The 21,953-nt window shown below is 50.6% G+C and carries 20 protein-coding genes; 18 read left to right on the top strand and 2 right to left on the bottom strand.

Going from position 1 to position 21,953, the window contains the following annotated elements; all coding sequences use genetic code 11:
- Positions 1 to 128: 128 nt before the first annotated feature.
- From IRJ17_RS26595 to IRJ17_RS26580, 4 genes are all read left to right on the top strand, one after another.
- A complete protein-coding gene (locus IRJ17_RS26595; RefSeq protein ID WP_242772440.1) occupies positions 129 to 1,118 on the top strand; it encodes an AAA domain-containing protein in 990 nt (329 codons plus the stop codon).
- A 205-nt stretch (positions 1,119 to 1,323) separates the two neighbouring features.
- Positions 1,324 to 2,745: a SpoVR family protein gene (locus IRJ17_RS26590; protein ID WP_122962758.1), complete on the top strand. Its 1,422-nt coding sequence runs from the start codon at positions 1,324 to 1,326 to the stop codon at positions 2,743 to 2,745.
- 139 nt (positions 2,746 to 2,884) lie between these two features.
- On the top strand, positions 2,885 to 3,820 hold the full coding sequence (locus tag IRJ17_RS26585; protein WP_173596022.1) for a 3-hydroxyacyl-CoA dehydrogenase family protein: 936 nt from the start codon (positions 2,885 to 2,887) through the stop codon (positions 3,818 to 3,820).
- Positions 3,821 to 4,059: 239 nt separating this feature from the next.
- Positions 4,060 to 6,042, top strand: a complete 1,983-nt coding sequence (locus IRJ17_RS26580) for a methyl-accepting chemotaxis protein (protein WP_217021860.1) — start codon at positions 4,060 to 4,062, stop codon at positions 6,040 to 6,042.
- Positions 6,043 to 6,156: 114 nt separating this feature from the next.
- On the opposite strand, the gene IRJ17_RS26575 is transcribed toward IRJ17_RS26580, so the two are convergent.
- Positions 6,157 to 6,591, bottom strand: coding sequence for a hypothetical protein (locus IRJ17_RS26575; protein ID WP_242772436.1), 435 nt, complete (start codon positions 6,589 to 6,591; stop codon positions 6,157 to 6,159).
- 267 nt (positions 6,592 to 6,858) lie between these two features.
- On the bottom strand, positions 6,859 to 7,119 hold the full coding sequence (locus IRJ17_RS26570) for a hypothetical protein (protein WP_122962764.1): 261 nt from the start codon (positions 7,117 to 7,119) through the stop codon (positions 6,859 to 6,861).
- A gap of 181 nt (positions 7,120 to 7,300) precedes the next feature.
- Between IRJ17_RS26570 and IRJ17_RS26565 the strand changes: the two genes are divergently transcribed.
- The 14 genes from IRJ17_RS26565 (at position 7,301) to cyoC (ending at position 21,952) form a co-directional block, all read left to right on the top strand.
- Positions 7,301 to 7,525, top strand: a complete 225-nt coding sequence (locus IRJ17_RS26565; RefSeq protein WP_242772433.1) for a hypothetical protein — start codon at positions 7,301 to 7,303, stop codon at positions 7,523 to 7,525.
- 36 nt (positions 7,526 to 7,561) lie between these two features.
- Entirely contained in the window at positions 7,562 to 9,127 is a 1,566-nt protein-coding gene (locus IRJ17_RS26560; protein ID WP_242772430.1) for a PucR family transcriptional regulator, read from the top strand.
- Positions 9,128 to 9,420: 293 nt separating this feature from the next.
- On the top strand, positions 9,421 to 11,031 hold the full coding sequence (locus IRJ17_RS26555; RefSeq protein WP_122962767.1) for an OPT/YSL family transporter: 1,611 nt from the start codon (positions 9,421 to 9,423) through the stop codon (positions 11,029 to 11,031).
- A gap of 21 nt (positions 11,032 to 11,052) precedes the next feature.
- Complete coding sequence (locus IRJ17_RS26550; protein ID WP_173596026.1) at positions 11,053 to 12,114, top strand: S-methyl thiohydantoin desulfurase family protein; 1,062 nt, start codon at positions 11,053 to 11,055, stop codon at positions 12,112 to 12,114.
- A 63-nt stretch (positions 12,115 to 12,177) separates the two neighbouring features.
- Entirely contained in the window at positions 12,178 to 13,122 is a 945-nt protein-coding gene (locus IRJ17_RS26545) for a DUF1177 domain-containing protein (RefSeq protein WP_242772427.1), read from the top strand.
- A gap of 76 nt (positions 13,123 to 13,198) precedes the next feature.
- Positions 13,199 to 13,873 carry an AroM family protein gene (locus IRJ17_RS26540; protein WP_217021863.1) on the top strand — a complete coding sequence of 225 codons (675 nt, stop codon included), beginning with the start codon at positions 13,199 to 13,201 and terminating at the stop codon, positions 13,871 to 13,873.
- A gap of 106 nt (positions 13,874 to 13,979) precedes the next feature.
- Positions 13,980 to 14,312, top strand: coding sequence for a hypothetical protein (locus IRJ17_RS26535; RefSeq protein ID WP_217021864.1), 333 nt, complete (start codon positions 13,980 to 13,982; stop codon positions 14,310 to 14,312).
- Positions 14,313 to 14,508: 196 nt separating this feature from the next.
- Positions 14,509 to 15,210 carry a TerC family protein gene (locus IRJ17_RS26530; RefSeq protein WP_122962772.1) on the top strand — a complete coding sequence of 234 codons (702 nt, stop codon included), beginning with the start codon at positions 14,509 to 14,511 and terminating at the stop codon, positions 15,208 to 15,210.
- Between the two features lie 2 nt (positions 15,211 to 15,212).
- Positions 15,213 to 16,085, top strand: coding sequence for a LysR family transcriptional regulator (locus IRJ17_RS26525; RefSeq protein ID WP_122962773.1), 873 nt, complete (start codon positions 15,213 to 15,215; stop codon positions 16,083 to 16,085).
- 179 nt (positions 16,086 to 16,264) lie between these two features.
- Positions 16,265 to 17,344: an AbrB family transcriptional regulator gene (locus IRJ17_RS26520; RefSeq protein ID WP_217021867.1), complete on the top strand. Its 1,080-nt coding sequence runs from the start codon at positions 16,265 to 16,267 to the stop codon at positions 17,342 to 17,344.
- Positions 17,345 to 17,624: 280 nt separating this feature from the next.
- Positions 17,625 to 17,837, top strand: a complete 213-nt coding sequence (locus tag IRJ17_RS26515; RefSeq protein ID WP_122962775.1) for a hypothetical protein — start codon at positions 17,625 to 17,627, stop codon at positions 17,835 to 17,837.
- A gap of 540 nt (positions 17,838 to 18,377) precedes the next feature.
- The gene (gene qoxA / locus IRJ17_RS26510; RefSeq protein ID WP_122962776.1) at positions 18,378 to 19,355 is read left to right on the top strand and encodes a cytochrome aa3 quinol oxidase subunit II; all 978 of its coding nucleotides are present in this window, start codon (positions 18,378 to 18,380) and stop codon (positions 19,353 to 19,355) included.
- Positions 19,356 to 19,376: 21 nt separating this feature from the next.
- Positions 19,377 to 21,347, top strand: coding sequence for a cbb3-type cytochrome c oxidase subunit I (locus IRJ17_RS26505; RefSeq protein ID WP_122962777.1), 1,971 nt, complete (start codon positions 19,377 to 19,379; stop codon positions 21,345 to 21,347).
- 2 nt (positions 21,348 to 21,349) lie between these two features.
- Complete coding sequence (gene cyoC / locus IRJ17_RS26500; RefSeq protein WP_173596270.1) at positions 21,350 to 21,952, top strand: cytochrome o ubiquinol oxidase subunit III; 603 nt, start codon at positions 21,350 to 21,352, stop codon at positions 21,950 to 21,952.
- Position 21,953 lies beyond the last annotated feature (1 nt).

Here is a 21,953-nt window from a genome sequence, read left to right as displayed (position 1 = left end):
CGATTGTGTATAGGGTTGTCCCGAAAGTCAGATGTCTGATTTTTGGGACAGCCCTTAATTATGCTTTTATCCACGTGTATTACTGGAAAAAGGTGGTAGCTGGGGATGAGAAGCAAGCAAAGAGCTTATTGGAATGGGCAAAGCCTAAGTTTCCAGAAAAATGGTTGGCTTGGCATTATCGCTCGCAGTACGAAGAGCTAATCAATTTTTCAAACTACGCATTTTATGACAAACGAGTTCAGATAGCACCTACAGTATCAACGGACAAGAAATCGAAGCCTATCGAATTTATACCTGTTAATGGGCATTGGTTGAACCGATCAAACAGACTGGAAGCCGAGCAGATCGTTGAAACAGTACCAATTCCTTATCGAAGAAGCCAAAAATCGAAAAATGGTGAAGAGAATGTCGGGCTTTTTGTGAAAAATATTGAAAATGTTCAGGGGGATGAACGAGATATTATCCTTTTTTCAGTTGGGTATGCCAAAGATATCGATGGAAAAATGGTAAGTCAATTCGGCCCATTGTCACGTGACAGTGGGGAAAATCGATTAAATGTGGCTATTACACGTGCAAAAAGGAAAGTGTATATTGTATGCTCATTTGAACCAAGTGGTTGGTCACGGGTAGAGACATATGCAAAAGGGGTAAGGCTGTTAAAAAGATATCTGGAATATGGAAAAGCCATCTCAGATAACGATAGATTACTTGCCCAGTCCATATTAAATGGCCTAGTTGATGGAACCAATGTTCAAGAAATGCACAATCAGTTGATTTTTGACAGTGGGTTTGAAGAGGAAGTATATAATGCTCTTCGGAATCGGGGATATGATGTTCATACGCAGATTGGCTTTTCAGGTTATCGAATAGATTTAGGGATTTTGGACCCGATTACGAAGGAGAAATACATTCTTGGTATTGAATGTGACGGGGCAATGTATCATTCCTCTAAGGTTGCGCGGGAAAGGGATATATACAGACAAAGATTTTTAGAAGAAAAGGGATGGGTTATTCATCGCATTTGGAGTCGAAATTGGTGGATTTCAAAGGAAAAAGAGATGGCTAAGATCGAGAGCGTACTTGAACAATTAATGAGCACAAAAATACAAAGAGTGTGAGATAGCATGACATATGAGGGCTTTTAAGTACCCAAGAATAAAGAATGACTAAACTCGATGAAGGCGTTTCCTCAAAAGGAGACGCTTTTTTGTTGTCAAAACACTTCCCTGCCACTCCAACCGTTTTTTCCAAGAACCGTGGCGTCTTTTCTCCACTTGCCCCATATACATAAAGTAGGCTTTGGCGAATGGAGGGGGAAAGGCAATGACAGGCGACGAGCGCAAAGAACTGGAGCGATCCATTGACGAGATCACGGAGATAGCCAAGGGGTTCAACCTTGATTTTTATCCGATGCGATACGAAATTTGCCCGGCAGACATCATCTACACGTTTGGCGCGTACGGCATGCCGACCAGGTTCTCGCACTGGAGTTTTGGAAAGAGCTTTTACAGGATGAAACTGCAATACGACCTGAACCTGAGCAAAATTTACGAGCTGGTCATCAACTCCAACCCGTGCTATGCGTTTCTTCTGGACGGCAACTCGCTGATCCAAAACAAGCTGATCGTTGCCCACGTGCTGGCTCACTGCGACTTTTTCAAAAACAACATGCGCTTCTCCAATACGAACCGCGATATGGTCGAGAGCATGGCGGCGAGCGGCGAGCGGATTCGCCAGTACGAGATCGAGCACGGCAAGGAAGCGGTCGAGAACTTGCTGGATGCGAGCCTGGCGATACAGGAGCATATTGATCCGAGCTTGCTGCGTCCCAAGCTGAGATGGAAGCGGGAAGGGGAAGAGCCGCAGAAAAAAGCGAAGTATGAGCGCACATCGCCTTACGATGACCTGTGGGGACTGGATCGCAAAGAAAAAGTGGAGGCTGATCCCGCCAAGCAAGTGCGCAAATTCCCGCCGGCTCCGGAAAAAGACTTGCTGCTGTTCATCATGGAGTACAGCAACGTGTTGGACGATTGGCAACGCGATGTGCTGACGATCATCCGCGACGAGATGCTCTACTTCTGGCCGCAGATGGAGACGAAGATCATGAACGAAGGCTGGGCGACCTACTGGCATATGCGCATTCTGCGGGAGATGGAGCTGACGGAGGCGGAGACGATTGAATTTGCCAAGCTGCATTCCTCAGTCATCCAGCCGTCGACGACAAGCATTAACCCGTACCATCTCGGCTTGAAAATTTTTGAGGACATTGAAAGACGCTGGGACAATCCGACGCAGGAAGAGCAGGAGCGCTTTGGCCGCAAGCCGGGCGAAGGACGCGCCAAGCTGTTCGAGGTGCGCGAGCTGGAATCCGACATCAGCTTTATCCGCAACTTCCTGACAAAAGACTTGGTGAGCGACCTCGACCTGTACATGTTCGGCAAGCAGGGCAACGACTGGGTCGTGACGGAAAAACAGTGGGAGCAGGTGCGCGACGGTCTGGCCGGGACGCGGGTAAACGGCGGCTTCCCATATGTGCTGGTGCATGATGGCGACTATTTGCGCTCAGGAGAGCTATTGCTCAAGCACCACTTCGAGGGCTTGGAGCTGGACGTGAAGTACGTCGAGAAGACGCTGCCTTACGTCTACACCTTGTGGGGAAAAAATATCCACCTGGAGACAGTCGTGGAAGACCGGCAAGTCATGTTCACCTATGACGGCAAAAAGGTGCATCGCAGGTTTTTGTAAAAAAGGCAAGCCGTACGTCCGGGGATGATCCAGCCGGGGGTGCGGCTTTTCTGCTTGCTGCCAGCAGGATTTGGTCCGCCCGTTGTGGAAATTTTCGCAAAGCAAAAGCGATCTACCTACTTCCCGGGAGGTTCTCCACATGATAAAGCACGTAGCAGTAATCGGATCAGGTGTAATGGGGCATGGCATCGCCCAGCTATATGCGTTGGCGGGTTTCTCTGTTTCGCTTTACGATTTGCAGGAGGAACTATTGCACAAAGCAAAAGCGAGCGTGGAACAAAGTCTGGACTTGCTGGAAAAAGAGGGAGTCATTACGGAGCAGGACAAGTCCTCTGCACTGGAGCGGATTGTGCTGACTACCGATTTGCAGCAAGCAGTGGCTGAGGCTGATGTGATTACGGAAGCTGTGCCGGAAGTGATCGAGCTGAAATGGCAGCTGTTCGCCCAGTTGGAGCAGTTTGCCAAGCCGGAGGCGATTATCGCTTCCAATACGTCTACTTTCTCTATCGCGCGGCTGATCGAAAAGGCACAGTCGCCGCACCGTTTTATCATCACTCACTTTTTCAATCCGGCGCAGCTCGTTCCGCTTGTCGAGATTGTGCGCCACGAACAAACGGCAGAGGAAGTTGTCACAGCGACAGTCAAGCTGATGGAACGAATCGGCAAAGCTCCCGTGCTGCTGAAAAAAGATGTGCCTGGCTTTATCGCCAACCGCCTGCAAACGGCGTTGATGAGAGAGGCGTTTCATTTGCTGGAGGAAGGCGTGGCGAGTGCGGAAGACATCGATACGGTAATGAAAGCAGGCATCGGCTTTCGCTGGGCGTTCGTCGGGCCGATCGAGACCGCTGATTTTGGCGGGCTGGATACGTGGCAGCGCGTCATGGACAATTTGGCGCCGGAACTGGATCAATCTATTACGGCTCCACAGATTATTAGCGAGCACGTGAACAAAGGCGAGCTGGGCACCAAATCAGGAGCAGGCATCTACTCGTACGAGCACGTCTCAGTCGCGGACAGGCTGCACGCAAGAGACGAGCAGTTCATCCGACTGACCAAGCTGAAAAACGAGCGATAAACAATAGGGCAGAAGCAATCAGGAAAAAAGTCGGGGGATATCCCGGCTTTTTTTCTAGCCATTTTTTCGCCCGGAAACGCATGCTGCTGCCCTTTTACAGGCAATCCCGGGTATCAAAGCCGACAAACTTTATCGTCTTTTACTAAAAAAGCATTAGGCAGTTACCGATATTAGTCATTAGGACTTATAACGATTGTCCTTTTTTATCCAAATTCAACAAGGAAAGAAGATGAACAGACTTGAACGTAAGACAGCTAGAATGGATCAAAAGCTTCAAAACCAAGTTGATTGTGACGTTTCTGTTGATCCTGATTATCCCTTCCCTCGTGGTTGGAGCCTTGTCTTTCCAGGAGGCCAAGCAGGAAATTGAGAAACAGATCATGACAAGCGCGAATGAAAATGTTTCTCTCGTAAATTCGATCATCTCCAATACGTTTGAGCCGAAAATGAAAGACGCTGACTACTTGGCGAAAGTGATCAACAAGAGCATGTATGCAGCAAAAGACAACTCGGAGGCTGTGAAATTCCTCGATATTTACATGGGGATGAACCCGGAAGTAGCGAGTATCAGTTTAGGGACGGAAGACGGGAGTTACATGCGCTCGCCCAGACAGGAAGTGAAGGCAGACTTTGACCCGCGTACCCGCGACTGGTACAAAATCGCGATGGCGAGCAAAGGCAAAGCGATTATTACCGCGCCGTACATTTCCGCCGTTACGGGTGAAGTCATCGTAACGATTGCCAAAGCGACGGATGACGGCTCTGGAGTCATCGGCATTACGCTCGGCATTGAGCAAATCAAAAAAGTGGCCAGCAGCGTGAATATCGGCACGAACGGTTACGTGATGGTGTTGGATGGGACCAAGAAGTACGTTGTGCACCCGGAAGAGACTGCGGGAGAGGAAGCAAAAGAAGCTTTCTATGACAACTTGTACCAGGCGGAGACGGGCCAGTTCTCGTATTCGTTTCAGGATCAGCCAAAAGAAATGTACTTTATGACCAATCCGACTACGGGCTGGAAAGTAGCTGGTTCGATGCTCCGCTCGGAAGTGGATGAGGCTGCCCGCCCGATCTATACGCATACGCTTTGGACGATTGCGGTTTGCTTGATCGTGGGCGGGATGATCATTTTCGTGATTTTGCGTTCGATTATTGCAAGCATTCGCGAGGTGAAAGAGCATGCGGTCCGGGTCAGCCAAGGCATTTTGACCGATTCCATCGAAGTGCGCACGAGCGATGAGCTTGGCGAGCTTGGCCGCGCGTTCAACATGATGCAGGAGCATTTGCGCACGCTCATTTCCGATGTGGAAGCGCGAGCCGAGCAAGTTGCCGCTTCGTCCGAGCAGTTGACGGCAAGTGCCCAGCAGACAAGCATTGCTACGGAGCAAGTGACGAATGCGGTTCTGGAAGTGGCAGGAGGGGCGGAAAAGCAGACCGCAGTCACGGAGCGCAATGTGCACTCTCTCCAAGAGGTGTCGGAAGGAATCGTCCAAATCACGCAAAGTGTCCAGGTTCTCGCGGATATCGCTACGAAAACGACGGAGCAGGCGGATGAAGGCGGAAGCTCGGTGCAGCAAGTCGTAGGGCAAATGAACTCGATTCATGCTTCCGTGGAGAAATCCGATCAAATGATAAAATCGCTGTACGACCGTTCCAAAGAAATCGGCTCGATCTCGGAAGTCATCAGCGGCATCTCCCAGCAGACCAATTTGCTGGCGCTCAATGCCGCGATCGAAGCAGCCCGCGCTGGCGAACACGGAAAAGGCTTCGCCGTCGTCGCGACCGAAGTGCGCTTGCTGGCAGAGCAATCCCAGGAGTCAGCCAAGCAAATCGTCGAACTGATTGCAGAAATTCAAAAAGAGACGAGAGCCTCGGTCGATAACATGGAGAAAGTCAGACAGGATGTGGCTGAAGGCTTGGCTCTCTCTACGGAAACGATCCACAAGTTTGAGGAAATCGTCCAGAGTACCCGCCAAACGAATCCGCTCATCGACGAAGTATCAGCCATTGCGGGACAAATCGCAAACGCGGTGCATGAAGTGACGACAGCTGCGAACGATCTGGCGCAGATTGCGAGAGGCAATGCCGAAACTGCCGAGGAAGTAGCGGCTTCCTCCGAAGAACAGCTCGCCTCCATGGAGGAAATTTCCTCGTCGGCTCAGGCGTTGTCGGTGTTGTCCGAGGAATTGAAAGTGTTGATTAACAAGTTTACGTATGAGTAAAAGCAAAATTCCCTGGTAGGGAGATAGAAGCTCAAAATATACGAAAAGAAACAGGCCCTTTTTAAAAGCTGCCTGTTTCTTTTTGTGTATGGTTCGAAAAATGACAGCTCAAAACTAATAAACAAAATACAACAACAAAAAGATAGAAATGGATACGACCAGACCACCTATCGCATTTGTATAAGAAGCAATGCGTTTAGTAGAAAGCTGAGCAAGATAAAAAAATATTGAACCGCAAATCGTAATTCCAAATGTAATCATTTTGAACGGCAATAAAAACGAAAGAACGATGGAATACGCCAATCCAAGTAGTGTGAATAAAACGATATTAAGCAATACGTTGTTTGACTTTTTTCTTGATAAATTCAAATATAGTGCCAATCCAAAAAGTGCTCCGACAAAATTTAATACAATAATGTAGCCTTGAAGTATATAGTATGTACCGCTGTCATCTACCGGTACTACTCCTTCTCTACTTACTACATAAAAATAAAGTAGAATACTTGCAACGAATAATGAACAGCCTGCACCTCTATAGTAGGCTAACATTAATGTACCTCCTTGATATTACCAGATGTAAAATTATGGTATCATCTTGTAGTTATTATGAGAATACCCCTTTTTACCTAAATGGAAAGCCCTCCTTTAGCGTATCGTGAGTAGGAAAAACGATTTTTAACCGCAGTGCATTTGATTTGGCGCAGATCGCGAGAAGAAATGCCGAGGAATTGAAATTGTTAATCAACAAGTTTACATACGAATAAAGCCAATCCCCCCTGCTCGCCTAAACGCACAGGGGGGCTGTTTTGGTGACATTTACAAATCGCGTGCGACGTGGGGTTTGCTATAATGACTGGTGCCCCCACCGCCAACGAGGACTCTGCCGCCTTTGCCGAAAATCAGCAGTTTTCTGGAACCGTCCGCCAAAAGGACGATGATTTTGGCCTGGTTAGCTGTTGCCGTATAAACGACGTATCCGCTTCTGGACACGAATGTGCGCCAGTTTCTGTCAAATTCCGAGCGCAGAACGCGAGTGGAGTACACTTGGTTTTCTACACGTGTTGCCGTTTTTTTCATCTTGATGAACACCTCCTGTCCCTTTTACTTTATTCACAAGCGAACAATTGGTTTGGACAAGTGTTGGTAGACGTCGCCTATTTTCGTTGCAAACCAGCACCAGGCGTACTATGATAGCAACAAGGATGGCAGTCGCAGACGGTACCAAAGCGAAAGTGCCGCCACAAAGGAGTGAGTGAAAATGGCAAAAAGCAGCGCGCGCAAGCATCGGGAAAAATTGGTGCGGGAAGGCAAGCGCAACCCGGAGTTGAACAGGAGCATTTTCGTGTTTGCTGACATGAGACAGCGAGCGACGAAGACAAAAGCGGAGAAACTGAATCAGCACAAGCACAAGAGATCGTTGTCCTATCAAAGTGATGACGGTCTTTTTTATTGCCGTTTTTCTGCCCTCCGCATTTTGTGGTAGCATGTAGCCAAGAGTCAAAAGCGAAGAGGTGAAGTCATGGAAAACTCTCCTTTTACCGTCGAGCGGCTGTTGCAATTGCCTGTGTTTCGCGGATCGGAAATCATGGCCGGACACGAAGGAATCGCCAAAGAAATTTATTACATAAGCTCCGTGGAAATGCCTGATTTGACAGGCTTTTTGCGGCCGAACGAACTGATTATTACGACAGGCTACGCGTTTCGGCATGAGCCGATGCTGCTCTGCCGCTTGCTGGATGAAATGCATCGGATTGGCAGTTCGGCTATCGGCATCAAGACGAGGAGAGTCATTCAGGAAGTGCCTGCGGAGGCGTTGTACAAAAGCAATTTGTACGGCATTCCGCTGTTTGATATCCCGCTGGAAAATTCGTTTATCGACATGACGCATGCGGTGATTGACCAGGTGCTTCAGCGCCAGGCGTTTTTGCTGCGCGAGGTGCGGGAAGTGAACCAGCAGTTTACCAATCTCGTCCTGAATCGGCGGACGACCGAGCTTGTCGTATTGATCGGGAATATGCTCGCTTGCGAGGCGGCTGTGCTGAAAGAGGACGGGGAAATCGAGAGTGCTACGTCGCAGTTTGATGTTAGGCAGATTCAACAAAAGCGGCCGATCCAGGTGGGCAGCAGGGTGATGGGCTATCTTGCCATTTCGCGCGAACTGAAAGAACAGGAACGCTTCGAACAAATGTGCCTGGATCATGCGGTGACCGTGTTGGCGATTGACTTTACGATCCGCCAGTCACAGCAGTTGCAACGGGAACGAGAGCAGGAGTCGTTTTTGGTCGAGCTGTTTTCCGGTTCTGCCCACCAGGAAGACTTGCTGCGCTACCGGGCCAAGCAACTGGGAATTTCGCTCAGGCAATATCATTACGTAATCGTCATGCGTGTGCAAAGCAAGGTCGAGATGGCGCAAAAGGAACGGGATGAACAGCTTGCGCAGGTGTACCATCTGCTGTTGCAAAAGCTGAACAAGCCAGGGGTGCATGCACGCAAAGGAGTCGTCATCAACGATTCGCTGCTCGTGCTCTGTTCATCGGCTTTTGCCGAAGCGGACAAGCAAAAAGCGGACGCGGAAGCACTCATGAGGGAGCTGGCGCTTCTGCAAGAGGAGTTTTCGGCCCAGTGGCAGCTTGCTGTAGGAATCGGGGGAGCGCGCGAGCATTTGGCAGACGTTCCGGCTAGTTCGCGCGAAGCGTACAAAGCGATTGCTGTCGGAGCCAAGACGCGACCGAAACAGGAAATGGTGCATTATCACGAGATTCTCGTCGAAGACTTGCTGCTGGACAACACAGGTCATCCGGTGCTGGCGGCGCTCACCTCCATGCTGATCGAGCCGCTCGTCCGCTACGACGAAGAGTACGGGACAGAATTGCTGGCGACATTGGGCGCTTTTCTTCAATCGGGGGGAAATACAAAGCGGGTCGCGGAGGAAATGTTCATTCATCGCAACTCGGTCTTGTATCGGCTGGAGCGAATTGGCGAGATTCTGCAAACCGATTTGAATGATCCCGAGGTGCGGTTTCGTTTGGATGTCGCCATGCGAGTCTGGAAAACGCAGGGAGTCGACATTCATTCGTTCGAATAACGACAGGCCGTTTGTGATCGTGCCCAAAAAAGGGTGCGAACTTTTGGGACGCTTCCCATAGGGGAAAGCGTCTTTTTTTTGTTAAAGTGGAAAAACACAGAATAGAAAGAAACGTGGCGCAAAAGGGGGGAAAGCAACAAAGCTTTTGGCCAGCGAACGTGGAGGCGCTTTCATGGCAAAAGGCGAAGCGGATTGGCAATACTAGCCAACAAATAAGTTGGATCGCAAAAAGGCTATTTTCCATTTTTTCTTTTCTTTTCATCATGATTCATTCAACAAAGGAGGCGCTACTTATGCAAAAAGACAAGACACCACGAGAAAAACATCCCTCCGCATTTGAGCCAATGACGCTTATTCTCAATATCGCCTTGTCCGTATTCGGGGCGATGATCGGGATGCAACTGATTACTTCACTCGGGGTCACACCGAGCACATCGATTATCGGGGCGATTGCCGCGATGCTGATTGCGCGCATTCCGATGGAGATTTTCTCCAAATACCGCTCGACTCATCGGCAAAATCTGGTGCAAACGTCGATCTCCTCTGCGACGTTCGGGGCTGCCAACAGTTTGTTGATTCCGATCGGGATTCCGTTTGCGATGAACATGCCGGAGCTGATTATTCCGATGCTGATCGGGGCTGGACTGGCGATGTTTGTGGACACGGCCCTGTTGTACAAGCTGTTTGATTCGAAAATTTTTCCCGCTTCCGGGACATGGGCACCTGGCGTAGCAACGGCCGAGGCGATTATCGCCGGAGACAAAGGCGGCAAGCGCGGCGTGCTGCTGGGAGTCGGTACAGGCGCTGGATTGTTAGGCTCGTACCTCGGCATTTCGATGTCGGCGTTCGGGGTGGCGTTCATCGGGAACATCTGGGCGCTCACGATGTTCGGAATCGGTCTTTTGCTGCGGCAATATTCTGTTCCGTTGTTCAATCAAGACTTGAACGCGCTGTACATTCCGCATGGCTTCATGATCGGGGCCGGGATCGTCGCGTTGTTCCAGGTAGCTTTTATCATTTTGAAAAAGAAAAAGCCTGCTGCGGCCACCGCAGGAAACGCGAACAATCCCGAGGACAGCTACACCCAAAATGAAAAGACGACATCCCGCATCTTGGGGCTTGGCTTCGTCGCATATCTCGTCGTAGCGCTGATTGTTGCGCTTGCAGGCGGATTGATGACGGACATGTCGTTTGGCATGCTGATCGGCTTTCTGTTGTTCGCCGCTTTTGCCGCCTATGTTCACGAGCTGATTGTGGGGATTGCGGCGATGCATTCCGGCTGGTTCCCCGCGTTTGCGATTGCACTGATCACGCTGATTATCGGGATGATGATTGGCTTCCCGCCTGTCGCGCTCGCTCTTCTGGTCGGCTTTAGCGCAGCGACCGGGCCTGCTTTTGCCGACATGGGCTACGATTTGAAAACCGGCTACATTTTGCGCGGCCAGGGCGCAGACGCGGCTCTGGAGGTAGACGGTCGCAAGCAACAGTACATTACCGGATTGATTGCCTTCGGGGTTGCGCTCATTACCGTTGCCTTTTCCTATCAAAGCTTTTTCTCGCAAGGCTTGATTCCGCCAGTAGACAAAGTTTACGCCAGTACAATCGCAGCAGGCACTTCCCCGGAAGTGGCCAAGCAGCTGTTCCTGTGGGCGATTCCGGGTGCGCTCCTGCAATTGATTGGCGGCTCCAACCGTCAGCTCGGCGTCATGTTTGCCACAGGTTTGCTGATTCTCAACCCGAATGCGGGCTGGGCCGTACTGGCGGGAATTTTGATCCGCTTTGTCGTCCTGAAAGTGAAGGGCAAACAGGCGGAAAGCACACTGAGCATTCTCGCAGCAGGTTTTATCGCAGGTGACGCGATCTACAGTTTCTGTAACTCCCTGATCAAATTCGCGAAAAAATAAAGCAACTGGAGGAGAAACGAAATGGCGAAAATCATACTGGATCAAGCAATGATGGAAGCGGCCGTCTACGGCGGAGCAGTCCTTGGCGGCGGCGGGGGCGGCTGGATCGAGGATGGCATGGAGACAGGACGTCTCGCCCTCGAAGTCGGCTCTCCTGTCCTGGTGACAGCAGATGAAATGAATGACGATGACTTGTTGGCAACCGTTGCGCTGGTCGGAGCGCCTGCTGCGGAAAATCAGTACGTCAAGCCGATGCACTACGTACGCGCTCTGCAACTGCTGGAAAAGACGATCGGACAACCGATCAAAGGAATCATCACCAATGAAAATGGCGCCGGAACGACCGTAAACGGCTGGTTCCAGGCCGCAGTGACGGGATTGCCCGTAATCGACCTGCCTTGCAACGGCCGTGCCCATCCGACTGGTTCGATGGGAGCGATGAATCTGCATGAGGTAGAGGGCTACATTTCCCATCAGGCGGCAGTCGGCGGCAAGGATGAGCTTTACCATGAAGTATGTGTGAGCGGACAGTTGCAGCAGGCGGCAGGTCTGGTGCGCAAAGTGTCGGTCGAGACGGGCGGTCTGGTAGTCGTGGCCCGCAATCCGATCAGCGTAGGCTATGCCCGCGAGCATGGAGCGCCAGGAGCGATCAGCCAAGCGATTGAAGTGGGGCAGGCACTGCTCGGGGCAAAAGGCGAGGCTGCGATCGAAGCTGTGTGCCGAAAATTGGGCGGGCGCATTGTGACGGCAGGCTCCGTAGATGAATGCGAATTGACGACAGCGGGCGGTTTTGACGTCGGGCGCGTAGTGATCAGCGGGCACGAGATGACTTTCTGGAACGAGTACATGACATTGGAGCACAAAGGAGAGCGGCTCGGCACGTTCCCGGACCTGATCATGACACTCGACGCCAATACAGCGAAGCCGATTGTTTCGGCGGAAATCGAAAAAGGACAGCAAATTGCCGTCATTCACGTCCCGAAAGAGAACTTGCTTCTCAGCGCGACGATGCGAAACAAACAACTGCTTGCCGCTGTGGAAGGTGCCGTGGGCAAACAAATCCTGCCTTATCTTTTCGGCTAGAAACGATTGATTCCACATCACATCACGAGACAACATCTATGTTCGGATCGAGGAGGAGCAACCATGTCTTTGAAGCAAACGATGACTGTTTTTGAAACGATGGACAGCGCCTATGTGAATGGCGAAACGATCAAGGAGCTGTTTACCGCCTACCCCGGCGTTTCGGTTGCCGTGCAAACGGTCGCAGGAGCAGAAGGCAGCACCGATTTCGTAAAAATCGTCGTACCGGGGAAAAACGGCAAGTCCACTGGCGGCAGCGCGCGAACATTCGGGATTATCGGCCGACTTGGCGGAATCGGAGCGCGTCCGAGCCGGATCGGGATGGTATCTGATGCCGACGGGGCTGTAGCTGCAATCGCTTGCGCCTTGAAGCTTGCCGAGATGCAAAAAAATGGCGACGTTCTCGATGGCGATGTGATCATCAGCACGCACATATGCCCGAATGCGCCGACACAGCCGCATGAGCCGGTCGATTTCATGGGATCGCCTGTCGATATTTTGACGATGAATCGCTATGAAGTCAGCGACGAGATGGAAGCGATTCTCTCGATTGATACGACAAAAGGCAACCGCATCGTGAACCATAAAGGAATCGCTATCTCGCCAACTGTCAAGGAAGGCTACATTTTGCGCATCAGCGAAGATTTGTTGCGGATCATGGAAATGACGACAGGGCAGCTGCCTGTGACGTTCCCGATTACGCAGCAAGACATCACGCCGTACGGCAACGATCTTTTTCACATCAACAGCATTTTGCAGCCTGCTGTCGCCACCGATGCTCCGGTAGTCGGAGTAGCGATTACGGCCCAGACGGCTGTTCCCGGATGCGGCACAGGCGCAAGTCATGAGACGGATATTGCGCTCGCGGTCAAGTTTGCGGTTGAAGTGGCGAAAGAATACACGAACGGCACAACCAGCTTTTACGACGAACAAGAATTTGCTCATATCAATCGCCGCTACGGCTCCATGAAAATTTTTCAAACGATGGGCGTGGAAGCGCACAACTAAACAAGCGAACGGGGAGAGCTGGATTCTCCCCGTTTTTTTACAAACAAGCGATGTGGAAAAAGGAGGCAAGCAGCCGATGAGAAAAGTAGGAATGATTACGATTGGACAAGCACCGCGGCAAGACATTGCGCCGATTGTAGAAAAGCATTTGGCGGGGCGGGCGGAGCTGGTCCAGGCCGGGGTGCTGGATCAGATGACGAAAGCGGAGATTGCAAGCAAGCTGGCTCCGACTGCGGGCGATTACGTGTTGACTTCGCGCCTGACAAGCGGCGAGTCTGTCGTCTTGTCCAGGGAACGGATTCAGCCGATTTTGCAGCAAAAAATAGCGGACATGGAGCGGTCAGGAATCCGCAACATTTTGCTTTTGTGCACGGGAGTCTTTCCCGGACTGCGCGCAGAGCAGGCTTTTTTGCTGGAACCGGATCGGATCATTCCGCCCATGGCAGCAATTATGGCAAAAGGCCGCAGACTCGGGGTGCTTGTGCCTTTGGCCGAGCAGGTGGAAGCGCTGCGGGAAAAATACGCGCCGCATGGCTTGGAGCCGATATTCGCCGTCGTCTCCCCGTTCGCGCTGGACCGGGCGGCATACCAGGCGGCAATCGAACCGCTCAAAGACAAGGTCGATGTCCTGCTCATGGATTGCATGGGGTATACGGAGGAAGCGAGAGAGCTTGTGAGCGAACTGACCGGATTGCCTGTTGTATTGTCCAGCGCTTTTATGGCGAAGCTGATAGCGGAATGGTGCAGCTAGGCTCGCCGCGCGGTCATGCTTTTTGCGCATGTTATGGTTGTTGAAAGCATGGGGATTGCTTATGCTAGAAGGGCAACTATATATAGAAGAAACGAGGCATTTGTTTATGAATGACCGTTTGGCGAATGCGGCCAGTTCCGATGTTCATCCCGATTGTGCGAGAGCAATTCGGCAGCTGCTCCAGATGAAAGAACCGAAGCGAGAAGATTTTCTGGCCTTGCGCACTTACGGCAATGACCGTTATTCGGCAATGGGCTGGGAAGAGCTTCAGTCCTACATAAATGAAAAGACGGTCATTATCGTCGAGCAGTTTGAGAATGAGCAAAATATCATGTCGGCTTTGCGTTGGGTAGCGCGGGGCTTGCCTGTCTGGCATGCGATCCGCAAAGTAAAGGCCGACTACTCCGTATACGGCTACAAGGGACAGGGCAACAACTAATGCAATCGCGTTAGATGAATCCCTCAGCCAGTCGCAATCGAACGAAAACAGAGTCTGTCGCGATGGGCAGACTTTTTCTGTGCCTGAACCTGAACTGTTTCCAGCTAAAAAGTGCAGGCAAAAGCGAAAAAAATACTGCAGATGAAAACGAAAAGGTCTATTATTGTCACTATCATCGCCTACGGAGGGAGCCATCATGACAGAATTGTTACTTAGCTTACTACAAATCATCATCGTCAATCTGGTCTTGAGTGGGGACAATGCCGTCGTTATTGCGCTGGCTTGTCGTAACTTGCGTCCAGAAGTGCAAAAGAAAGCTGTTTTCTGGGGCGGATTCGGGGCAATCGGACTGAGAATCATCCTGACTTTCATTGCCATTTGGCTGCTGCAAATCCCGTTTGTCCAAGTTTTGGGCGGACTGCTTTTGATCGTGATCGCGGTCAAACTGCTCAAAGGCGAGGAAGAGGATGCCCGCATTGGTAGCGGTTCGAACATGATGGAGGCTTTGAAAACGATTATTTTTGCCGATTTGATCATGAGCTTGGACAACGTCATCGCCGTTGCAGGTGCGGCAAATGGGAACATGCTGCTGGTCGTCATCGGGCTTGCGGTCAGCATTCCTTTGATTGTGTGGGGCAGCCAGCTTTTGATGAAGCTGATGAATCGGTTTCCGATCATCGTCCTGCTGGGAGCGGCATTGCTTGGGTACACAGCAGGCGAGATGATCGTCGGCGACAAGGTAGTCGGAGCTTTTCTGGAACAACTGTTGCCTGCTTTGCATGTCATTTTGCCGGTCGCTTTGGCGCTCGTGGTCATTGCTGTGGGCACGTACCTGAAGCGCAAGGGTGAAAAGTCAGAGGAAGGCAGCGCCGCGCAAGATCACGCGGAGACATTGTAGCCATGGAATACCGCGACTGGTCGATTTTGCGAACGCTGTATCAGGAACAAAACATTACCAAAACGGCGAAAAGCCTGTACTTGTCCCAACCTGCTTTAACCAAGCGTCTGCGGCAAATCGAAAAAGAATTTGGCGTGCAAATCGTGCAGCGCGGCAGAAGGGGCGTTCACTTTACACCGGAGGGCGAGTATTTGGCGAACTGTGCAGACGAAATGCTCGTCCGACTGCGCAAGATCAAGGAACATGTCGCGAATATGGGAGAAGAGGTTAGCGGCACCTTGCGCCTCGGCGTCTCCAACTACTTTGCCCGCTACAAGCTGCCAGGGCTTTTGAAGCTGTTCAAGCAAAAGTATCCGCTGGTGGAATTTAAGGTGGAGACAGGCTGGAGCAAAGACGTGTACCAGGCCGTTTACAACCAGGATGTGCACCTTGGCTTCGTGCGCGGTGATTACAATTGGCCGGGGGGCAAGCAGCTTTTGTTTGAGGAAAGCGTGTGCATTGTCTCGCAAACTCCGCTCGATTTAAAAAGCCTTCCTGACTTGCCGCGAATTGATTACGAGACTGATCCGCTTTTGCAGACATTGGTGGATAGCTGGTGGACACAAAATTACTCCTCGCCGCCGAGAATCGACATGGAAGTAGACAAGGCTGACACGTGCGGCGAGATGGTCGCGAGCGGGCTTGGCTACGCCATTTTGCCCCGTCTGGTGGCAGAGGGCAAGGAAGGGCTGCATCTGATCGAGCTTCGGGATGCGGCAAACCAGCCGATCAGGCGAAGTACATGGATGTTTTACCATGAGGAATCCATGGAGCTGCAAAATGTAAAAGCGTTCGTCCGCTTTATGCAACAGATGGATTTTCCTCATTCCTATTAACGCGTTCGTCGCTGCCCGAGCAAGGAGTGCAAGCTCCACGCGGGCAGCTTTTTCTTTTGTGCCATTCGCGAAACGAATCGATCGCGATAACGATTCGGTATTTTTCAGCTGTTTTCTTCTGGCGTACACTGGAACTGTACAAAAGATCGCAACGTCAGACAGGGAGAGAAGGAATCAGCATGAACTTGCTTCGAATAGGGCTTGCACTGTCGCTCGGAGCGGCTGGAGGCTGGCTGTTTGCTCTCGTTCACAGCCCGCTTCCATGGATGATCGGTTCGCTCGTCGCCACCGTCGCTGCTACGATGTTGGGCAGCAAAAACTTGTGGATTCCCGGTTGGTTCCGTCAGGCGGGACTGATCGTGATCGGCATATCGCTTGGCCTGCGCATGACGCCGAGTATTTGGCAGACCATGACAGATCATATCGGTTTGATGCTGATCGCCACCTTGTTCACCGTGTTGCTCAGCCTGTTCAACGCGTGGCTTTTTTACAAAATCGGCAAGGTGGATCGAATTACCGCCATCTTCAGCAACATACCGGGCGGGCTGTCGGAAATGGTGTCGATTGGACAGTCCATCGGCGGCAATCAGCAGATCATCTCCATTTTTCATTCGATCCGCGCCGTCATGATTGTGCTGTGCATCCCCTTTTTGATTTCCTGGATATCCGGGAACCACAGCTCGACTACGGGGATGTTGGCGAGCGGCCAGCAGCTGGCATGGCTCCCGACTGTGCTTCTGGTCATCGCCAGCTCGCTTGCTGCCTTGCTCGCAGCGCGCTGTCGCGTGCCAGCGCCATACCTTCTCGGACCATTGCTGATTGCCGCGATTGTGTCGCTGAACAACCCGTCGGGCAATGCAAATCCGCTGCTGGCGGGAGAGCTGGTCAAGGCGGCGCAAGTGATGATCGGGGTGAGTATCGGCCTTGGCTTTCGCAAAGAGGAAGTCCGGCAGCAAAAACGCTTCTTTCTATTCGCCGTCATGCACGCTCTGCTGCTGTTCGCGATCGTAACAGCGATGGCTGCCGGCATGACTTATTTGGCTGACATGGAGCTTGCGACAGGCATCCTGGCGACTGCGCCCGGCGGAATCGCGGAAATGAGCCTGACTGCGATGACGATCGGAGCCGATCCGTTGCTTGTGACCGCCTTCCAGTTGTTCCGCGTCCTGTTTGTCCTGACGTTGTTCTCTGTTGGCGGGCGCAGTTGGGGCAAAAGGCACAGGAATGAGGCGGCCGCCACTTTGGAAAAGACAGCTTGATTGGTTGATGGGCAAGGCAAAAGGGAACAAAAGAGTCTGCCGTTTTTCGCAAAAGCGAGGCGGCAGGCTTTTTTTTGTCCGGTTTTTTCCCTGTTTCACAATTAAGACACAAAGGAAAAATGTAACAACATAGACAGCAAGAGATTTGTAAAAAAACTTTTGACAAATTTTCAATCAAAATTTGAACAAAACATGAACAAAAAGTGAATTTTATGTTACAATAAGTTCAACAAAGAAAACGAGCAAAGACGAAAATCCAAAACGACAGGGGTTTTAAATCATGAATACAGATAAAAGAGCCGCAGATGTGCTGAGATGGATTGCCTGGACCGCAATTGCAATTGGTGGCCTGCTGATGGCGTTTACTGCAAGCGATTTCAGAGCAGAGAACTTCCCGTTGATGGTATCGATTGGTTTCTTGATTGCAGGAATGAACATTTTCATTATGAGCACCGTTTTCCGCCTGTTGAATCTGCGTAAGCAAGAAGTGTAAAGAGCGATGACAAATTCATAGACAAAACCTCTCATGAAGCTTCCTTTTTAAAATGAGAGGTTTTTTTCTTTGAAAAATGTCTCGACGTTTTTCATGAAATGAGATGTGACCGTTTTGTTTGCCTTGATCCAGCCCCTTCTTCTGGCGATGTCCGAAGGAAGGGGCTGTTTATTTTAAATGAAACAACGCAAAGGCGGCAAAACGGCTGGATATCGCGACCAATTTTGGATGGAGATGTGCATCGCAGGGGATTGTTAACAAGAATTTGATCAACTCGTGACTGGTTCGTGAACACTTTGTCACAGAAAAGCTACGAATTATTGAACGTCCGAAAAAAGAAGTACAAAAGTTCTCCGTCTCTGATAGTATGTATATGCGGTTAGTTGATATGTTCACTTACGTTAAAATTCTCTGCTGAGTCCTGCTCGAAGATGGATTCCATCCTCTGTCGTGAAAGACTCGGAGGGGAAGCGGACGCGAATAGCGGACACATCATCAGTTAGAGGCTTGTTGTTTTGTGAAAGAGGAGGGATTAGGAGAATGAGTGGAGGAAAAATGCTGAGGCAAATCCACTTTTGGATCTTGGCAGCGTTAACCACCGTCCTGCTTTCAGGCTGTGGTAGTGAGTATCTTGTCTTGAATCCGAAAGGGCCTGTAGCAGAGACGCAGTACAATCTCATTATTATTTCCACGATATTGTGCGCCGTCATCATCGTTCCGGTTCTTGCGCTTACCGCTTTTATCGTGTATCGATATCGGGATAAACCGGATAACAAGGCGCCTTACAAACCTGAGTGGGCACATAACTCGGTCCTTGAAGCAATCTGGTGGGGCATTCCGGTAGTCATCATTGCGATCTTGGGTTACTTTACCGTTCGCGATACGTATGTGCTGAAGGAATCTCCGAATAAAGAAGTAGCACCGATGACCGTTCAGGTTACCGCATTGGATTGGAAATGGATGTTCACTTATCCAGAACAAAACATTGCGACGGTCAACTACCTGGAAATTCCGGTTGGTGTACCTGTTCATTTCCAAATTTCCGCAGAAGCTCCTATGAACTCTTTCTGGGTGCCATCGTTGGGCGGTCAGGTTTACGCGATGGCAGGTATGGCGACTGAGCTGTATTTGCAAGCAGATGAACCAGGCGAATTTGCTGGATTCAGTTCCAACTTCTCTGGTGAAAAATTTGCGCACATGCAGTTTAAAGTAGTAGCGAAACCGCAAGAAGAGTTCAATAAATGGGTCAGTGAAGTAAAAGGTACTTCCCCTGCTATGACAAAAGAAGATTACAACGAGCTGAAAAAACCAGGATTGGCTGAGGAAAAACTGTACTCTGCATTCCCGGAAGGCTTGTTTGAAGAGATTGTTCAAAAATACGGTCATGGCCATGATATGGACCATGTAATGCAAAAGCAGCCTGCTCCGACAGGCGATAAGTCAAAAGAAACCTCGCAATTGCCACCAACTGACATGAGCAACATGCCTGGAATGGATCATTCCAGTATGAAACATTAGGAGAGGGAGGAGGAATACCACGTGTGGGAGGACATTAAGGATTTTGCATCCACGTTCTTTGTAACTGGTGACCCACTGATTTACGGTGCGGACGTATCGATTGTTTTGACAATGCTCGCGATCGTGTTTGTCCTGACCAAATATAAAAAATGGGGTTGGCTCTGGCGCGAATGGCTGACTACCGTTGACCATAAACGTATCGGGATCATGTACCTGATTGCATCGCTCCTCATGCTGTTCCGCGGTGGGGTTGACGCCCTGCTGATGCGTTTGCAGCTGGCATTCCCGAATTTGGAATTCCTGCATGCCGATCACTATAACGCGATCTTTACGACTCACGGTACGATCATGATTTTGTTCATGGCGATGCCGATGATGTTTGGTTTGTTCAACATGGTTGTTCCGCTGCAAATCGGTGCGCGCGACGTTGCGTATCCGTTCCTGAACGCGCTCAGCTTCTGGCTGTTCTTCCTTGGCGCGATGCTGTTCAACCTGTCGTTCGTTATCGGGGGCTCCCCGGACGCTGGTTGGTTGTCTTATCCGCCATTGTCACAAAATGATTTCAGTCCGGGACCTGGTCAAAACTTCTGGATCTGGGGTATTCAAATTTCCGGTATCGGTAGTTTGGCAACAGGTATCAACTTTATCGTTACGATTCTCAAAATGCGTGCACCAGGAATGACTCTTTCCAAAATGCCGCTGTTCAGCTGGTCGGTATTGTCTTCCAGCATCATGATTATCTTTGCTTTCCCAATCTTGACTATTACAATCGCACTTTTGTTCCTTGACCGTTTCGCAGGTGCTCACTTCTTCACGATGGACGGCGGCGGTAACCCGATGATGTACCTGAACCTCATCTGGATGTGGGGTCACCCAGAGGTATACATCGTAGTTGTACCAGCATTCGGTATTTTCTCTGAAGTAGTTGCGACATTCTCGCGCAAACGCATTTTCGGTTACAAATCCATGGTGTGGGCTTTGATGGCGATTGCGATCGCGTCCTTCTTCACATGGGCTCACCACTTTTTCACAATGGGTACAAGCGCCAGCGTTATCGCGTTCTTTGCGATATCGACGATGGTCATTGCGATCCCGACCGGGGTTAAGGTATTTAACTGGCTGTTTACGATGTTCCGTGGTCGGATATCCTTTAAACAACCAATGCTGTGGACCATTGCGTTCATTCCTTGCTTCCTCGTAGGGGGAGCGACAGGTGTCATGCTGGCGGTAGCTCCGGCAGACTACCAGTACCACAACAGCTACTTCCTGATTGCCCACTTCCACCAAGTGTTGATCGGTGGGGTTGTGTTCGGTTACCTGGCAGGTATTTACTACTGGTGGCCAAAACTGTTCGGCTTCAAGCTCGATGAGAAGCTCGGACGTTGGGGCTTCTGGTTCTGGAATATCGGTTTCTATATTTGCTTTATGCCGCAATACGCGCTTGGCTTTATGGGTATGACACGCCGTTACTACACATACGGCTGGGATCGCGGTTGGGAAGACCTCAACCTCGTATCGACTGTCGGTGCCTTCATGATGGGGATCGGTTTCATCTTCCAAGTATGGCAAATTACGTACAGCATCAAGCATGGGGAACGGGATACAACAGGCGACCCATGGGATGCGCGTACACTGGAATGGTCGATTCCATCTCCAGCACCGTTCTACAACTTTGCTGTCGTTCCGAATGTAAAAGACTCGGATGACTGGTGGGCAACAAAACAAGCGAAAGCAAACGGCACGTATAAAGAAGAGCCGGTGCATCTGGAACCAATTCATATGCCGAAAAACTCGGGTATTCCGATTATCATGTCGACCTTCTGGTTCCTGATTGGATTTGGATTCACCTTTGGATGGGTATGGATGGCCGTAGTTGGATTCATTGGAGTTGCCGTGTGCATGTGGGTACGCTCCTTCCAATACGATACGGATTATTACGTACCGGTGGATGAAGTGCGTCGCACGGAGGCTTCACTGGGGAGGGTGTTGTAATGATGGCTAATCATCACGACCATAGTCATGGCCATGACCATCATGAAGAGCATGAGCAACTCAAGGTTCTTGGCTTCTGGATTTTCGTTGTAACGGACTGCATTTTGTTCGGTACGCTGTTTGCTACCTATGCGGTAATGATGCATAGCTTTGCAGGCGGACCGACTGGAAAAGAATTGTTTGAACTGCCTGGGATCATCGCTTCAACCTTTATCTTGTTGACCAGTAGTTTTACCAGCGGACTTGCTGTACTGGCGATGAACAAAGGGAAAGTAAAAGAGCTGATCGCCTGGCTCGCTGTAACTGCTGTTCTCGGTCTTGCGTTCGTCGTGCTGGAGGTTAACGAGTTTACGCATTTGATGCACGAAGGTGCGACCATGGCTACTAGCGGCTTCTGGTCCGCGTTCTTCACACTGGTCGGTACGCACGGTTTGCACGTTTCCGTTGGTCTGTTCTGGATGGTAGCGCTGATGATGCAGCTGAAGCGCCGTGGAATTAATGCGGTAACTCGCCGCAAAGTTACCAACCTGAGCTTGTACTGGCACTTCCTGGACGTTGTGTGGATCTTCCTCTTCACAGTCGTCTATCTGATGGGGGTGATGTAAG

This window comes from Brevibacillus parabrevis, from assembly GCF_022701015.1.
In the GTDB taxonomy this organism is placed as follows: domain Bacteria; phylum Bacillota; class Bacilli; order Brevibacillales; family Brevibacillaceae; genus Brevibacillus; species Brevibacillus parabrevis.
This window is presented reverse-complemented; position numbering and strand designations above follow the sequence as displayed.

Excerpts from the sequence above, each read along its gene's own strand:
- IRJ17_RS26565 (WP_242772433.1), top strand. The coding sequence starts at position 7,301 with ATGGCAAAAAGCAGCGCGCGCAAGCATCGGGAAAAATTGGTGCGGGAA.
- IRJ17_RS26520 (WP_217021867.1), top strand. The coding sequence starts at position 16,265 with ATGAACTTGCTTCGAATAGGGCTTGCACTGTCGCTCGGAGCGGCTGGA.
- IRJ17_RS26550 (WP_173596026.1), top strand. The coding sequence starts at position 11,053 with ATGGCGAAAATCATACTGGATCAAGCAATGATGGAAGCGGCCGTCTAC.
- IRJ17_RS26590 (WP_122962758.1), top strand. The coding sequence starts at position 1,324 with ATGACAGGCGACGAGCGCAAAGAACTGGAGCGATCCATTGACGAGATC.
- IRJ17_RS26585 (WP_173596022.1), top strand. The coding sequence starts at position 2,885 with ATGATAAAGCACGTAGCAGTAATCGGATCAGGTGTAATGGGGCATGGC.
- IRJ17_RS26575 (WP_242772436.1), bottom strand. The coding sequence starts at position 6,591 with ATGTTAGCCTACTATAGAGGTGCAGGCTGTTCATTATTCGTTGCAAGT.
- IRJ17_RS26525 (WP_122962773.1), top strand. The coding sequence starts at position 15,213 with ATGGAATACCGCGACTGGTCGATTTTGCGAACGCTGTATCAGGAACAA.
- qoxA (WP_122962776.1), top strand. The coding sequence starts at position 18,378 with ATGAGTGGAGGAAAAATGCTGAGGCAAATCCACTTTTGGATCTTGGCA.
- IRJ17_RS26530 (WP_122962772.1), top strand. The coding sequence starts at position 14,509 with ATGACAGAATTGTTACTTAGCTTACTACAAATCATCATCGTCAATCTG.
- IRJ17_RS26560 (WP_242772430.1), top strand. The coding sequence starts at position 7,562 with ATGGAAAACTCTCCTTTTACCGTCGAGCGGCTGTTGCAATTGCCTGTG.
- IRJ17_RS26570 (WP_122962764.1), bottom strand. The coding sequence starts at position 7,119 with ATGAAAAAAACGGCAACACGTGTAGAAAACCAAGTGTACTCCACTCGC.
- IRJ17_RS26545 (WP_242772427.1), top strand. The coding sequence starts at position 12,178 with ATGTCTTTGAAGCAAACGATGACTGTTTTTGAAACGATGGACAGCGCC.
- IRJ17_RS26535 (WP_217021864.1), top strand. The coding sequence starts at position 13,980 with ATGAATGACCGTTTGGCGAATGCGGCCAGTTCCGATGTTCATCCCGAT.
- IRJ17_RS26540 (WP_217021863.1), top strand. The coding sequence starts at position 13,199 with ATGAGAAAAGTAGGAATGATTACGATTGGACAAGCACCGCGGCAAGAC.
- IRJ17_RS26515 (WP_122962775.1), top strand. The coding sequence starts at position 17,625 with ATGAATACAGATAAAAGAGCCGCAGATGTGCTGAGATGGATTGCCTGG.
- IRJ17_RS26555 (WP_122962767.1), top strand. The coding sequence starts at position 9,421 with ATGCAAAAAGACAAGACACCACGAGAAAAACATCCCTCCGCATTTGAG.
- cyoC (WP_173596270.1), top strand. The coding sequence starts at position 21,350 with ATGGCTAATCATCACGACCATAGTCATGGCCATGACCATCATGAAGAG.